We start from the raw sequence: 15083 nt of genomic DNA on the forward strand, positions 1-15083 counted from the left end.
ATAGCATCATCGCACTGCGCAAGTTGCGCGGCCATGACGCTATGGAGTCGGCATCCCCGGAATAGCGTCGATCTCGCGATGGCGGGACGGATCGATGACGAAGGCCAGCTCTGGCGACCTCGCAGCGTATTCATGGTTGGGGACGAGAAAATTCTTCTCCTCAACGGTCGTGTTGAAGGTGCTGCGGTGGCCGCCCAAGGTCGCGGTCACTCGCGTCATGCCCGGATTTTCGTCGTCGTAGATAGCCGAAATCGCCTGCCAGTCGTTGGCGTGACGACGGCCGTGCTCTTCCTCGCGAAGCGTTCGCGACTCCGACGGTTCGACCTTCTCTCCGGTCGCCGCCGTATAGGGGTGGGGGTAGTATTCCTTCAGCGTCTTGATCGCTATACGGCGTTCGCGTGAGGTAAAGAGTTCGCCGTGAGTGAAGGCCACCACGCTCCAAGCGCAATCCTCTTCATACCAGGCGCCGTCTCCGCAGGCCTGGCGGAGCGCCGGGTGAACCTTGGCATTGCGCTTTCGATCAAGATGAAAGCCGCCATGGCCCGGGGTCGTATATTGGACGACGCCGTCGCCATAGACGACCTTGCCGTCGGCCTCGCCCCATGGGGTGCGCTTCTTTTCGGAGACCGTTTCTTCTTGACGGCTCGGAAGCGATCGCAGTTCGACCGCATGTTGATAGCGATCCGCTACATCGCTCCGAGCCTCTTCCAGGGAGCCGTAATGGTAGCCGAAGTCTTGCTCCCACTTCTGGGACGAACGCCAGGTCTCTGTACGCCAATTTTGGTGGCGCGACCCCCCGGCAGGCGTAATGATCCGGATCCGGAACGCGTCTTCTTCGGCGCTGAACACGTGATTGCCCTGGGCGTCGACAGTCCATTTGGTCATGGGATTGTTTCCCTCACATCCTGGGTGCAGCGGTCGTCTCGAGATCAGAGACGTCGATTTCGAGAAGGCGAAGCATTTCGACGACTTTGTCATAAGCTGGTCCGGACGATGCCCCGATTTCTGCGATAAGATCGCGCGCGGCCGAGGCTAGTTCGTCCTTCTTGACGCGCTCGATTTGGAAATTTTTGATCGTCGACCCGATCATGTTGGAGACGTGAAGCTCGATGTCCTCCGGGAGTTCTTTTCCGTTCAGAGCCATCTTCCAGAGCGCATGCATGACGGCCTCTTCGGGAATGATGCCAGAAGACCAATCGCTCCAGCTGCCACCGTCGTCCGGATGGATGCCGTTCATGAAGTAGCGCACGCGCTCGGTGTCTGCCGGCAGGCCGATGCTTTCCGGCACCAGGTCGACCGCCGACGGGATGAACTGCTCGGATAATTTGTCAAGACGATTTAGGTAGGCGCTGTCGCCAGCTTCAGCAATGGTGGCTTCGTAGTTGATGTAACGGCTGGCAACATCCTTGCGAGCCGCATTGATGACGGTCTCCAGGACATTGACGAAGTTCTCGGCGTCGAGCGCCTTGAGTCCTTCCTGCCATCCGATGTTGCATGCAAATGCTGGTGCGATCGGCCCCAGGATGGGGTGATCGGCAAAGGTCACCTTGAAGTCGACTGAGTTGTTGAATTGTGCGACGGGGGCGGACATGGGCAGAGATCCTCTTCGAACGGTTTAGGGTTGTTGCAGCTCGGAAGCCACTTCGGGCTCATTCGGCTTTTCCACGTCGCACCGCGTGACGACGGCGCGTTCCATGGCGGTAATGCGGGTTCTGATGTCCGTGATCGGCCTGCAGTGGCTGAGCAGTCATCGACAACTCCTGAGATGATCGGTCGACCATGGGGTCTCGGGTTGCAAGCCGCAAAACTAAATGGCCGGAGCGAGTGCTGGCGTTGCTTCGTTTCCCAGAAGCGTAGTGGCTCTCGCCGCATCGTAGGTCAGCTCCTGAGCTTCCGCAGACCCAGGCGCGCCCCGATCGAGCGCCCGCTCAAGCTCGAACAACGAGTTTCGCTCCCGCGTCCGATTGACGAAGTCCTCGACTTTCTCGGCGTTGGCCTGAATGAATTCGACAAGTGACGTTTTCAGCCTTTCGGCGAGGCGCATATCACGACGGAGGCCCGGTTTATCCGGGTGCTGGAAAACCGCCTTCGGTTCGCCTGTTTCTGGACCCTCGGAGTGGCGCCAGCGGAAAGAGAACGTGGCCGTCTGGTTGCCGATCTGGAAAGGAGGTTCGGTAGCGTCAGCACCCCCGCGGAGCACCATGTTTTCGCCATCGGTTTCGATAACGGCCGACCCGGCTGCGCACGTGATCTTCAGCGCCGTCAGTCGAAACTCTTCGGCTTCGAGAGCCAAATCGTAGAGCGCGCTCGTGATCGTCTCGGTTAGGGTTTCTGCCTGATCGGCCGAGAGAAGGGCGAACTGGCGATCCGCGACAACCGTGTCCGCTGTTTCCTGGGCGAGGTCAGCGAACCATTCGAGGCGGTCCGGCTGTTCGCGGGGCCGATCTTTGGATGGTGTCTTCTCGAGGAAGGTCTTGATCGCGAAGGACCAGCCGGGCGCGAGGTCGATTTGCAACGGCTTGATCATTGAGTGGTGGGCCGCGTACGCATAGGCCGTGCCGTGCCAGTCCCGTGGGTTGAGGAAGCCATCTTCGACGGCCTGCGACACCGCATCGTCCCACCACTCAATGATCGTCTCTCCCGCGTCGCCATCGCGGTCCTTCCGTGACAGGCAGACGTGAGCGCGGTCACGCTCGAACCACGTGGTGAGAACGGTGTCGCTCTTTTGGGTTGCCAAGGTGCAGGTCGGAATTCGTACGGTGGGCATGCTTCTATTCCGTTCGGGATCGTCCCGATTTGGGGACAGGTCACGGCAAGTCGCAATGATCGTCTTATGAAAATCCGCCGTTTCGTGTCCGCAATGGCGAGCCAAATAGGGAGCCAAATGCACTAAAATTAACCATTCGGGACTGGGTGTGGCCCGCCGGCAATGTTGCCGGCGGCGGAATCCGGATATGGTGGCACCATCATGTTTGCAGATTCTGTCCTAGAAAGAACCGGGTTCCGCTACCCAAACGGAGCCTCCCATGACGCCATGCTGTCGGGTTTCCGTCGCCGGGTACGTGAGGCCCGCAAGTTTGTGCTCACCAAGGAAGCTGTGGCTATGGCGGCAAGTGTCAGCTTGTCGCGCCCGTCCTCAATTGTCGCGGCGCTCAATTGGGTTCGCCTGAAATCCGACCCGATGTGGATCGAATTTTCGAATGCGGACCTGCGCGAGGCTATGGCGAATATGGGATCGCCGAATATCAGGCATGAGCATGCGGTTTCCGAGATCGTGCGATCAGGGTTTCTCTTGCGCTCGACTGACGAGGGGTTTCTGACCATCGAGTACGTCCATGCCGATCGTACGGACCGCGGCGACGTCATTACGGACCTGGCCCCGGTTTTGATGACCTTCGACTTGTCCGATCAGGAGATGCCGCGTGTTTCGACGGCAATTAAACCTAGTCTCCGAGGTGTAGATGGCAAGCTTCGGCGCCATCTCGAGTGGGTCTCCAAAGATCCGAAGGAGGCCGCGGCCGAAGCTAGTTTGCGGGATCGTTTCGCTTATGTCTCGCACCCCGACATGAAGGGGGCGCGAGATTTCATCGTCAAGATCAAAGGTGAAGACGGGGCCGAGCTCACGGAAGAGAACCAGGCGTCCGAAGGATGGAGGCTGTTTAACAATCTGGGGCTGAGTACGCTGATCTTGCTTAATTGCAGGAATGCGGTCGCCACGACCGAGGTCGTGCCATCAGCCAAGCTCAACAAGAACCGTTCCGCCAAGGGCAAGGAGCCCCTCCAGGCCTATGAAACCGTTACCATGCATCTCAGTGCGGCCGCCCAGCGCCGGCAAGCTGCGTCAGGGGATGGCTCCGGTTCGCGTGCCGCAACCATTGTTTTTGGGCACTTCAAGGTTCGTAAGTCAGGGGTTTTCTACTGGAATGAGCATTTCCGATCTGGCCATGGGGAAGCCAAGCCCAAGACAGTGATTGTGAGGGCCTAAAGGGCGCTTAAAGGATTTATCGAATCCTTGGGACGAAAGTCGGGATACGGTGGAAAACGGTGCGAAACGCTGGCGTCCATCGTTCCGGACGGCCACAACCTCCCTATGGAGCTCTCCTCAACACCCCCGCAGCCGCTCAAGCTCGACCCTGAGCAGGAGAAGGCCGTCGCTCATAGCGGCGGGCCGGCGCTCGTGATCGCGGGGCCCGGTGCCGGAAAGACCAGAACTCTGGTTGCCCGTTACCTCAGACTGGTCGAAAGCGGCATCCCCAGAGAATCCATCCTGGTTTCCACCTTCACTTCGCGTGCAGCCGATCAGTTGCGAGAGCGGATCGCAGCAGCGCAAGGTGCGTTGGCGCCGGACGATACTTCGCGGCTGGCGGTCGGCACGTTCCATTCGATTTGCGCACGTCTGTTACGCCGTTTCCATGCGGCGGCAGGTCTCTCGAGCGATTTCACAATTGTGGATACCGCGGAGCAGAACGCGATCCTGTCCCGTCTCGGCATTCGCTGGGACGGTGGCGAGAATGACCTCGTTGACCTGATCTCTCGCTGGAAGGACATGATGAAGTCGCCTGGCGATGCGGCCGCGGAGGCGTCCGTTCGAGGTGATCGTAGTCTTGCTGAGGCTGCCGCCCATTACGAGACCTACGAAATCGAAAAGGAGCGGCTGGGGGTTGTCGATTTCGCGGATCTGATTTCCCGGATGATCGAGGCGATGAGGCGTGAGCCAAGGATTCGCCTAATGTTGCAAGGACGGTTTTTGCATCTACTAGTAGATGAGTTCCAAGACACCAACCCCCTACAATTGAATTTTCTCAAGTTCATAGTCGGGCGTTCTCGCGCCGTCTTCGCCATTGGAGACGATGATCAAGCAATTTATGGCTGGCGTGGCGCGAACGTGGATTTCACCGTAAATTTCGGTCGGCATTTCGCTGGTTCAACTGTTTATCGTCTTTCCACCAATTGGCGCTCTCAACCGGCCATAGTGGCGGCTTCCTCGGGGCTGGTTTCGGCGAACACGAGGCGAGTGCGAAAGAATCTGGTGGCAGCGCAGAGAGCGGGAGCTCTGGATGCTGTTACCATCCGCGGTTTTGCGAACGACACGGAAGAAGCCGAATGGATAGCCGGTTCATGCCGGACGCTCTTGTCGCGCGGCGCCAGGACCGCGGACCTTGTTGTCTTGTTTCGGACGGCTTCGCTCTCACCGGTGCTGGAGCGAGCCTTCTCGCGCTTCGGCGTGCCGGCGACAGTGCAGGGCGCGCCGCGCTTCTGGGATATGCAGGAGACGATGGCGGTCGCAGGGCTAATCGCTATGGCGACCAATCCGGCGGATTCCGAGTTGCTCTATCAGGCTTTCAAGCCAGGCCGGCGGCGGGACCAGCTCGTTGAGTGGACCCGGAATATGGCGGGCATGCCGCTGAAGAACCTCGCCCCCTCGGCCGCGCGCGCGATCGAGGAGTATCCGCCGCCGGGCCTGTCCTCCGAGCGCCTTGGCCTTTGGCTCGATTCCGCGGGGCAGGCTTCGAACGAGGCGCTGCGCTTTCCGGATGTCACTTCCTTTCTCGAATTCGTGCGCATGCAGCGCGCGGCACCGCGTGATGCGAGCCGAGAGGGCATTCCATTGATGTCCATCCATGGAGCCAAGGGGCTTGAATGGAGCGGTGTCTTTGTCTGCGGTTGCGAGGCACATCTGATGCCCCATCACCGGACGAGCGACCTCGAGGAAGAGCGTCGTGTGCTTTATGTCGCAATGACACGTGGGAAGAAGTTCGTGTCGCTGAGCTACGCGCGCGAACGCTTTTCAAAAGGGCAATCGCCCTCGATCTTTTTGCACGACATCGCCGACCGTTCAGCGGGCAAGGCGGTTACCTGGAATGGGCGGCCCGCGCGGCCGTCGCAGGGTTAATTGGAGGTAGTGATGCGTTCCGCGGCAGCTCGGTCGATGAAAAACGCGGCATCGTGGTGCGCGGCAGTGTCAGTGCGCGGCCGGTCCTGGACCGACCCGACGGTGTTGGGGTCGATCGATTGGTCGGGCGAGGCTCCAAAGACGGCTGTTGATGTTGCGCGTCGGCGCGGGGTCGAGGATCTGAACAGCTTCTTTCGGCCGACATTGGCCGCCACGATGCCCGATCCGAGCCGGATTCCGGGGATGGAAAACGCTGTTACGTCGTTTTGTGACGCGGTCTTGAGCGGCAAACCGATGGCGGCTTACGGGGATTATGACGTCGATGGGGCGACCTCGGTTGCCCTTGTCGTTCGATACCTCGCCGAGCTCGGGATCGATTGCCAGTTCTACATCCCGGATCGACTGAAGGAGGGGTATGGGGTCTCGACATTCGGGCTCGATCGCCTCGCAGACCGTGGCGTGCGTTATGTTGTGGTAGTCGACAGCGGTACCAATGCCGTCGACGAGCTTGCCCATGCCACATCACGCGGCATGGAGATGATCGTGCTCGATCATCATGAGCCGGGGTCGTCGCCGGTGCCAGGGGTCGTCAATGCGAAGTGTTCGGACCAGTCGCGCATGTGGGATTACCTCTGCTCCGCCGGCCTTGTGTTTCTCTTTCTGGTGGGGGTCAACCGAGAACTCGAGCAGCGCGGCTGGTTCGCCGAGGGCGCTGCGATCAAACCGGATCTACGCCGGTTTCTTGGTCTTGTGGCGCTCGGCACCGTGGCCGACGTCGTTCCGTTGATTGGCCTGAACCGGTCCTACGTGGCCACCGGCCTCGGCAGGATGACGGACCTGACTGGCATGCGCGCGCTGATCGAGGCGACAGACGAGCACGCATTTTCGGTGCGCAGCCTCGGATTCGTGTTCGGACCATGCATCAATGCCGCGGGCCGCATTGACGACACCTCGCTTGGGGCAAGGCTCCTGATCACCGAGAGCGCCGACGAGGCGGCGCAGCTCGCCGAGCGGCTGGTCGAGATCAATCGCGAACGACAGGGTTTGCAGCAGTTGGCGGCAACCGCCGCTGTCCGTGCCGGTGTCGAGGGGCATGTGAACGAGTGGCCGGTCGTTGTGATGGACGATCCGGAATGGCACCCCGGGATCGTCGGCCTCACAGCTTCGCGGCTGCGCGAGACGTTTGATCGTCCGGCAATGGTGATCGGTGCGGGGGGCAAGGGCTCCTGCCGGTCCGTCGAAGGTTTCGATATCGGTGCCGCGATCTTGGCCGCCAAGGAAGCCGGCATCCTGATTGCCGGTGGAGGCCATCCGATGGCCGCCGGGTTTACGGTTGAAGAAGGCCGGATTCAGGAACTTGCCGATTTCGTCGGCTTGCGCGCGGCCGACCTGGTGCGTCCACCGCTCCAGGTCGATCTCGTGGTGGAAGCCGGCCAGCTCACCCCGGAACTTGCCGCCGAACTGGAGCCGCTGGCTCCGTTTGGCGCCGGCAATCCCCAGCCCAGGATTGCGGTTGTTGGCGGGCTGCTGGCCACGGTTCGTGAGTTGTCCGGTCGACATTTGAAAATGGTACTGCGTGGACCCAGCGGTGAGACGGAGGCCATGCTGTTCGATGGTGTCGGGATCCCGTTTGGCGAATCCTTGAGGGCGGCCGAGGGACAGCGGGTCGATCTGCTTGGGACCATCCGCATCGACAATTACGGGGGCTTCGCGCGCGCGGTCTTGCGGCCGGAGGACGCCATGGTCGCTAGGCTGGATTGATCGAAGTGATGAAAACCAGCGCGCCCTTCGATCTATTATTTGGCTATTCGGATTTCGGTGTTGAAGCACGTCGATCCTGGTCCGGAACGCCTTAAGCTGCTTCCGCAGCTTCAACGTCCGTGTTTCCGGGACGACGCACGGGCTGACGCCCCACGTTGGCGTCCCCGGGCGGCTTGCCCCGCCCGTCGTGCCGCAGGGCACGATCCAGTATGTTCAGCGCCGCGTTGTGATCGCGGTGCAGGTCGGCGCCGCAGCCACAGCGATGGCGGCGCTCCGCCAGCGTCTTCTCCACCGCGGCGCCGCAGGACGAGCAGTCCCGCGAGGTGTTGCGTGGATCGATCTTCACCACCGTCCCACCGGCTCTTGCAGCCTTGTAGGTCAACAGTTCGATCAGACGCGCGGGCGATGCGTCCAGCATCGCCCGGTTCAACCCGGCTTTCTGCCGGACGTTCTTCCCAGGATCACCGGCCGTGCCCCTTGCCGAGCTGGTCAGGTTCTTCAAGCGAAGCTCTTCGACGCCGATCAGCGCGTAACGCCTGGCCAGATCGGCCGACACCTGGTGCAGGTGGTTGGAGCGGACGTTGGCGACCGCACGCTGAAGCCGGGCCAGACGCTCTCGGACCTTGGCGCGGCGCCTCGAGCCGCGCGCGCAGCGCGCCAGCGCGCGCTGCGCGATACGCAGGTCGCGCTCGCGGCGAGACCGCGGACGCACGTTCTCGATATGCCGGCCCTCGCTCGTCGTCACGAGATGCTCGATGCCGACGTCAAGCCCGACGGCCGTCTCCGGCCGGGCATGAGTGGCGGCGACGGGGACATCAACCACCAGGCAAACGTACCAGTGCCGCCCCTTCCGCGAGAACGCCGCGGTCTTCACCGCTGCGCCCGGCGGGAGCTCCCGATGCAGCCGCAGGCGCAGCGCGCCCGCCAGCGGCTTGAACCGCAGCTTGTTTCCCTGGAGCCGGATCCCGGCCCATTCGGCAAAGCCAAAACAGTCCCAGCGGCTCCTGCTCCGGAAGCGCGGGAAGCCGGCCTTCTGGCCGCGCTTCACGCGTCCGAAAAACCCCTTCATCGCGTCGTCGACGCGCCCCAGCGTCCACCGCGACAGGTTCGCGGGGACGTCGCCGTAGTCCGGGTCGAACGACCGTATCTGCGTCAAGGATTTGCACTGGTCGAACCTCGAGATCGAGACCTTCCGCTTCGCCCAGGCGTCGCGGCGCTCCTGCAGCGCGGCATTGTACAGCTGGCGCTGCGCCTCGCAGAGCCCGGCGAGAACGGCGTATTGGCCGCGGGTCGGCGCCAGCTTGATGCGGTAGGTCAGAAACATTCGTGGCAGAAGTTCTCGTTACGTTCCAAGAGAACCATGCCCGGCCGACAACGACCCGTCAAGGACTCGTTCCGACGCCGAAATCCGAATAGCCATTCCTTACATGCCGCCTAGATCGGGAGGTCAGGCAGCTGTGCTGCGGTGGCCGGCTGCGGCTGGGAAGAGATCACCTTCACGCCTCGTCCTCCGAATTCCAGGGCGGCCAGCCGGTCCCGTTCAAGGTTGCGGCAGTAACGGAAGACCAACTCAGCAAATCGGCTTGCTGCGACCTCTGGGACGTCCTTGCCGACGGTCGGCATGAAATCCTGCCCCTGAAGAATGCGATCAACCGTGGTTTCTTGATAGGCACCTCCGCGTTCGCGTGGGGCAGATCGATACTCGTCTCCGAGCCGCAAGATCCGACCGACGGCGGCACGAACGGTGGCCTCCCGCCGGATCGCTGAAAGCTCGCCACGATCGGCCCGGCTCTCGGCCTGGCGGGCGAGTGAAACGTAGTTTTTCGGGACGCTTGGCCACGTTGAGGCAGGCCAGATCGCGTTGTCCGGCCATGTCGATGCCAGACCCCGATAGAGCAGTTCGGGTTGATTGGTCTGGATGAACGGATTTGCGGCTTCCTCGGGTGCAATCGCGTCGTCCTCAGCAGCATAGAGATTGCGGAAATGACGCTGCCAGGTTCTGGCGACCTTCGACAATTCGCGGTCCGCGGCATCCCGGACTCGCGCCAGCGCAATCCGCTCGGCGTAATAGGCGCTGATTGCGAGCGCACACCACAGGCTCTTCATTTCAGCTTTGAACCTGTCGAAGCCACTCGGGAAGACGGTGTGCTTCATCAACTCGTTCGAGATTTCCGCGAGGTTCGGCAGCTTAACATAGCTTGTGTTTTGCCAATCTCCCCGCTCGATCAGTCGTGCCGCCTGGGGCAGGTCCTGGAGTGCTACGAACAGAGCATCGGATTCCATTTCATCGATGAGGGCATGGATATACCGCTCCAACCGCGCGATTCGTCTAAGGGCGCGCTGTCGTACTTCGGGAGTTCGAAGGTTTGCCTTCTCTTCATAGGCTTTACCGTATGCTCTCCAGTCCCCTTCAACTTTCGATTTGATATCCTGTGCGTCGGTGGGGCGGTCCTGGATCCTCCGGCGCAGCACGTCGCTTGCAGCAGCGCGCAAGGCGGGCTGCGGCAACTCCCCCCGAAACATCCGCCGGCCGGCCTTGGCCATGACCTTGTCCTGGTCCGGCGGGAACATCCGAGCGTCCCGGACGCCAAGTCCAACCGGTTCTTCCAGAACGTGGAACTCGTGCGTGACAGTGAATGCGATGGCGTCCGCGCGACGCAGCTTGATCGCAGGATCTGCTGCGATGGCCGAGTAGGAGCCGGGTCGCTTGTCCCCGCTTTCCTCGTCCCGCCGCATGATGGCGAGCTCCGGAATGCCAATCTGATCCACCCACCCGGGGGCTGCTGGTGTCCGCTCCGGCGTGGATTCCGACGCGCGCGCGACCGCATTCCGCAGCGGAATTACCGACAAATTATGGACTTGTGCTGGCGGTGTCGCGGACATGGCATTTCGGGTGAAGAATCGAATTGCATACTCTGCAGGTTATTCGCGAGGATCAAGCGAATCCTTGGACGTCAACGAGCAGCGTTGACAGCGTGCCGACCGGTGCGCAAACGTGATCCGGCTGACTCGAGCGGGTTCACACCCTGATGCGGGATGGCTCTTGGACAATGATGGGGCGGAGCGGATGACCGCGGAAGCGGGGACATCAACAGACGGCATGACGACGGCGGGGGCTCTGGAGCGGCTTTCCCGGCGTTTGACTGCTTTGTCGATCGATGTGTCGGACGAGGTCGAGACCAGCGTTGATTTGGTGTCATCTCCGGGCGCCTCGGTATTCGGTGCGATGGCCACTCGTATCGTCGCAAATGGTTGGAGCATCTATCCGCAGCTCGCCCTTGGCAATCGTATGCCTGGCAAGGTTGACGGCGAGACAATCCGTCCAATGAACGATCACGATCTGCAAAACCGGTTACCGACGCCCGGCTTTCTGAAGAAGTGCATCGAACAGTGTCGTAACCACAATATCGCTCTCGTCTGCGGTCCGGCGTCGTCAGATTGTATGGTTATGGATATCGATATCCTTGACCCGGCCTGGAACGCGAAGATCACCGCGCTTGCTTTGAAGATACTCGGCCCGACGCCGTTCCGGCGCGTCGGCAAGGCGCCGAAGATCGCCCTGTTCTATCGCTGGTCCGAGCTGCCCGACGGCGAAACTCCGCCTGCAAGCAGGAGCTGGCGTTTCGATGACGGCGATCAGCAATCGGCCGACGGGCTAGAGCTACTGTCGCGCGGCAAGGTCGCGACGATTTTCGGCAAGCATCACACGACGGGCCGCGATTTCCGTTGGCACGGACCATCTCCGTTCGATTCACGCTCGGACGAGCTTCCAATCGTAACACCCGATCAGGTCAAGGAATTGATCGAGGAGGTTGGCAAGGTTCGTCCGTTCTACAAGGGGCACGCCGGGCTTGCCGCTACCGATGTGGATTGGAGCCTTGATCCCGAGAGCGATATTGTGGTGCCGCGGCCGCGCCGGGCTCGCGATGGCACTGTCCCGTGGACGGAAGATGCGCAGGGCAAAGTCGTTGACGGACGAGAAGCCTATCTGACCCATCTCGTCATGATGTCTGTGAGGCATAACCCGCAAGCCGTGGGCACCGAGAAGGGCGTGGCTTCTCTCAAGCGTATCATTCTCGACGCGTTTCGCGGCGCCGCGGAGATTAGCGGCCGTTGGGTGGGCGGTAATCTGGAGAGAGAGGTTTCCACCAAGGTCAATCAACTGGTGCGCAAGGCCAGGGACGGTAATTTTGTTCTGGCGCCTCCTCCGCGCCGCGATGCTTCAGGGAACTTTTTGACTGAAGTAGAGCGACCAGTCGCCAGGGTGTTGCCAGAAGGCAAGATCGACACGTTGTCGTTCATTCCTCGACCCGATCCCACCGCCGCGCTTCGGTATGCAGGCCGTCGGCGTCTGAAAATCTACGAGCATCCGATCGGGACTTCCGAGGCGGAAGTCGAGCGCCGTCGCAACGCCCGTGCTGTCGTCACCGATCGCAGCAAGGAAGGGAAACGCACCTCCGAGACCATCGACAAGGCCGTCGGGGCCTTCCTGGAGGACATCTATCGTCCGATCGATGAACGTCGCAACGTGGTGCATCTCCTGAAGACGCCAACGGGATCCGGCAAGACGTCGCGGACCTTCCGTACCATCGCGCTCGATCCGCGAACCAAGGAAGACTATGTGATGGAAGGCAAGGACGGTCTCGAGACCGGCCGCTTTCCATTCCTGTTTCTGCTTCCGACCTACGCCAACATCGGCGAACTCCGGGCAAGGGCGGAAGTTCTCAACCTGGATCCGTCACTGAGCGACGAAAAGTTCGAGAGCGCGGCGAGGGAGGCTGGCCTCGTGCCGGCTGATAACGTGGACGCCAAGATCAAGGAGTTGAGGCGCGAGGCGATGGCGGCCGGCCTCAAAGCAATGATCTACAAGGGCAAGATCCAGGCCGGCTGCAAGATGGCAGATAAGCTGACGCTTGCCATGTCGGCCGGCATCTCTACGTCGGGCTTTTGTCGTGCGGAGGTCCGTCAGAAGGATGCCGCTCCGGGACAGGAAAAGGATATCCGCTACTGCCCCTACCATCCCGACGTAAACATGGAGGAGCCTTGCCCCGCGATCTTGCAGCGACGGGAGATACAGACCATGCATGTGGTCTTTCTGCCGCACGCCTTCATGTCGCTCACGCTCCCTGAGGAGCTTCACAAGGTTCGTGCCGTGATCGCCGACGAGCGCATTCACGATCTCTTTCTGCACGCCGCGCGGTTCAAGCTGAACACCTTCGACCGCGCGCGCCCGCCTCCCAAGCTATCAAAGAAGGAGCGGGAATCTGGCCTGACGCCGGAAGAAGTCGCCTTCGATCGGCAATGGGCGGCAGGCATCGTCAAGCGAGCGCTGCAGGAAGGTAAAGATCCCGCGCATGAGATCGTGCAGGAATGCCGCACGGAGGTTGCCGCGGATGCGGAGACTGAGGCATTCGCGCTTGCCAAGATCCGGGTCGAACGCGCGAAACGGTGCTGCTCAGGTTCGTGGGAGATCTCGTCGCTGATCACGCCTGACATTGCGATGGAAGAGCTGCGCGAGATCTGCGACACGCCAGCCGGCGTCAATATCCGGGAAGAATGGCGATTTTGGGCGATTGTGCTCGAGGGGATCGAGAAGGCGGCCTCCGGTTCGCTGCTTCGCGCTCTACAGCCCGAGAGTGCGCCGCCGGTCCTGGAGCCGACGCTTGACAGAAGATTTCAACTTCTCATGCCGGCCGATCCGGAACAGCGGCCGGATCCCGAAGTCAGAATGTCGTGGCGGACCGATCCAAATTGGCCCGATCGCCCTTTGCTGCTCTTGGACGCCTCGGCCGCGCCTGAGATCGTGTGCAAGATCCTGAAGCGGAAGATGGAGGATCTTCGTCTGACGCCGCTTGAGACGTCGATGAACATCTACACCGTGGCTGTGATCGATCGGAGCTATGCCACGTCCAGTCTCGCGCCCAAGACCAAGGACCAGGAGCAGAAATTTAAGGCCGCAAAGCTCGTCACCCAGGTGCGGGGGTTCCTTTCCCTTCTCTCGGCAGCCTACGGCTGGTCGCGTGTCGTCGCCGGGACAACGATGGCCATTCGGCGGGTGATCAATTCCGGATGGGTGTGCCCGGACAATATCGATTGGGTTCATTTCGGGGCTCTACGTGGGCTGGATTTTGCAAAGTTTCACGCGGCCGCTGTTTCGATCGGCAGACTTGAGCCGCCGCTATGGGTGATCGACGCGACGGTGGCCGCGCTCACCTACGACGATTCGGATCCCGAGCTTCCTTTCGATCGGTATGGCACCGAGCGCGACGAAAAAGGCGAGCCGCTGCGCCTGCCCAATGTCGGTACCACTGTGAGAATGCGGTCGGGCCATGATTACATCATCGACGTGCCGGGCTATCCGGAATTGTCCCAGGCAGAAATCAAGGCGAAAGGCCGTGATTCCTGGCACCGGATCGTCCACAAGCAATACCGCGAGGAGGAGCAATCGCAGTTTCTCGGGCGTTTGCGCCCTGTGTATCGCGAGGGTGAGACGCCGGTTTGGTTCTGTGTGGCAAAGGTCATCCCCGAGGGCGTGATCTGCGATGAACTCGTGTCACTCGACGACGTCATGGCGGACGCGCGCTCGGCTCCGAACCTCTGGGAGGCTGTTCGCCGCGGCCAGGGACTCTTGCACCCGTATATTGCCTATTCGCCGCCAGAGGAGGATACGCGGGCTCTGACGGCGCCACGCGGTGCTGCGGATCTTTATCCGGATCCAGGTGCTGTCGAAGCCGACATGCGCAGGGCTGGTCTGGATCCAACGACCGGCCGAAACACCGCGCGGTATGCGTGGGGCTTTACGCCCTATCGGGTCGAACGCTCGGACGGCGACGTGAGTTTCGCTTATGCGCGTACCGATCTTGAGGGTGACGGGCGGGAGTCCGAACTGGAGTCCGCGATCAACTGGGGTCTCCTTTGCGCAGGACTAGCTGCCAAAGTGACGCGAGTGGTCAGGCTTTCTCCGATCAGGCCGTTTGACAAGACGGTCCGTCGCAAGACCCCGGACAAGGTCGATCTGGAGTTGGGTGATTTGACCGATCGCTATTTGACCGAGATGAACATGACCGAGGATGCCGCCGCGGCGGCGATCTACGGACTTGAGCTCGATCGCAGGCAGGATGGGTCGATCTGGTTCAAGGGTCTGCGGGAACCGAGCGCACATGGGTCCCTGCTCGTACCGCTGATGCCGGCCATGAACGACAAGGAGTGGGTCAAGATCAAAGGGAAGGGCGCAACGTTGGCTGAGCGATCGGCATTGCTTGCAGTTCACAGGCATCAATTGGTTGACGCCGAGGCAGCAGCGGCGCCCGCGAGTGCGGTGGTCTCGGGTGACCAGGCGGATCATTCCGGCGGGCACGTTTGACGTTCTGGCGCCTGATCAGGTGGGTCTTTCACGGTCACGATATCGATCCAGGACGCCTCGAGCTGG

9 protein-coding genes are annotated in these 15083 nt (G+C 61.3%); 4 read left to right on the forward strand and 5 right to left on the reverse strand.

Annotated elements, in window-relative coordinates; genetic code table 11:
* Nucleotides 1–39 precede the first annotated feature (39 nt).
* The 3 genes from ACVIGB_RS00305 to ACVIGB_RS00315 form a co-directional block, all read right to left on the reverse strand.
* The gene (locus tag ACVIGB_RS00305; RefSeq protein WP_456717645.1) at nucleotides 40–885 is read right to left on the reverse strand and encodes a DUF7007 domain-containing protein; all 846 of its coding nucleotides are present in this window, start codon (nucleotides 883–885) and stop codon (nucleotides 40–42) included.
* Between the two features lie 13 nt (nucleotides 886–898).
* Entirely contained in the window at nucleotides 899–1591 is a 693-nt protein-coding gene (locus tag ACVIGB_RS00310; protein ID WP_456717644.1) for a hypothetical protein, read from the reverse strand.
* A 216-nt stretch (nucleotides 1592–1807) separates the two neighbouring features.
* Nucleotides 1808–2767 (reverse strand): hypothetical protein, encoded by a 960-nt coding sequence (locus ACVIGB_RS00315; RefSeq protein WP_456717643.1) that lies wholly within the window; start codon nucleotides 2765–2767, stop codon nucleotides 1808–1810.
* A gap of 201 nt (nucleotides 2768–2968) precedes the next feature.
* Between ACVIGB_RS00315 and ACVIGB_RS00320 the strand changes: the two genes are divergently transcribed.
* The 3 genes from ACVIGB_RS00320 (at nucleotide 2969) to ACVIGB_RS00330 (ending at nucleotide 7654) form a co-directional block, all read left to right on the forward strand.
* On the forward strand, nucleotides 2969–3985 hold the full coding sequence (locus ACVIGB_RS00320; RefSeq protein WP_456717642.1) for a hypothetical protein: 1017 nt from the start codon (nucleotides 2969–2971) through the stop codon (nucleotides 3983–3985).
* 27 nt (nucleotides 3986–4012) lie between these two features.
* The gene (locus ACVIGB_RS00325) at nucleotides 4013–5893 is read left to right on the forward strand and encodes an ATP-dependent helicase (RefSeq protein WP_456717641.1); all 1881 of its coding nucleotides are present in this window, start codon (nucleotides 4013–4015) and stop codon (nucleotides 5891–5893) included.
* 216 nt (nucleotides 5894–6109) lie between these two features.
* The gene (locus ACVIGB_RS00330) at nucleotides 6110–7654 is read left to right on the forward strand and encodes a single-stranded-DNA-specific exonuclease RecJ (RefSeq protein ID WP_456749063.1); all 1545 of its coding nucleotides are present in this window, start codon (nucleotides 6110–6112) and stop codon (nucleotides 7652–7654) included.
* A gap of 91 nt (nucleotides 7655–7745) precedes the next feature.
* Here ACVIGB_RS00330 and ACVIGB_RS00335 read toward each other — a convergent pair whose 3' ends face one another.
* A complete protein-coding gene (locus ACVIGB_RS00335; protein WP_456717639.1) occupies nucleotides 7746–8978 on the reverse strand; it encodes an RNA-guided endonuclease InsQ/TnpB family protein in 1233 nt (410 codons plus the stop codon).
* A 110-nt stretch (nucleotides 8979–9088) separates the two neighbouring features.
* Nucleotides 9089–10423 (reverse strand): hypothetical protein, encoded by a 1335-nt coding sequence (locus ACVIGB_RS00340; protein ID WP_456717638.1) that lies wholly within the window; start codon nucleotides 10421–10423, stop codon nucleotides 9089–9091.
* Between the two features lie 298 nt (nucleotides 10424–10721).
* Between ACVIGB_RS00340 and ACVIGB_RS00345 the strand changes: the two genes are divergently transcribed.
* On the forward strand, nucleotides 10722–15017 hold the full coding sequence (locus tag ACVIGB_RS00345; RefSeq protein ID WP_456717637.1) for a bifunctional DNA primase/polymerase: 4296 nt from the start codon (nucleotides 10722–10724) through the stop codon (nucleotides 15015–15017).
* The last annotated feature ends 66 nt before the right edge of the window (nucleotides 15018–15083 follow it).

This window comes from Bradyrhizobium sp. USDA 4341, from assembly GCF_054063755.1.

Excerpts from the sequence above, each read along its gene's own strand:
- ACVIGB_RS00305 (WP_456717645.1), bottom strand. The coding sequence starts at position 885 with ATGACCAAATGGACTGTCGACGCCCAGGGCAATCACGTGTTCAGCGCC.
- ACVIGB_RS00310 (WP_456717644.1), bottom strand. The coding sequence starts at position 1,591 with ATGTCCGCCCCCGTCGCACAATTCAACAACTCAGTCGACTTCAAGGTG.
- ACVIGB_RS00315 (WP_456717643.1), bottom strand. The coding sequence starts at position 2,767 with ATGCCCACCGTACGAATTCCGACCTGCACCTTGGCAACCCAAAAGAGC.
- ACVIGB_RS00320 (WP_456717642.1), top strand. The coding sequence starts at position 2,969 with ATGTTTGCAGATTCTGTCCTAGAAAGAACCGGGTTCCGCTACCCAAAC.
- ACVIGB_RS00330 (WP_456749063.1), top strand. The coding sequence starts at position 6,110 with ATGCCCGATCCGAGCCGGATTCCGGGGATGGAAAACGCTGTTACGTCG.
- ACVIGB_RS00335 (WP_456717639.1), bottom strand. The coding sequence starts at position 8,978 with ATGTTTCTGACCTACCGCATCAAGCTGGCGCCGACCCGCGGCCAATAC.
- ACVIGB_RS00345 (WP_456717637.1), top strand. The coding sequence starts at position 10,722 with ATGACCGCGGAAGCGGGGACATCAACAGACGGCATGACGACGGCGGGG.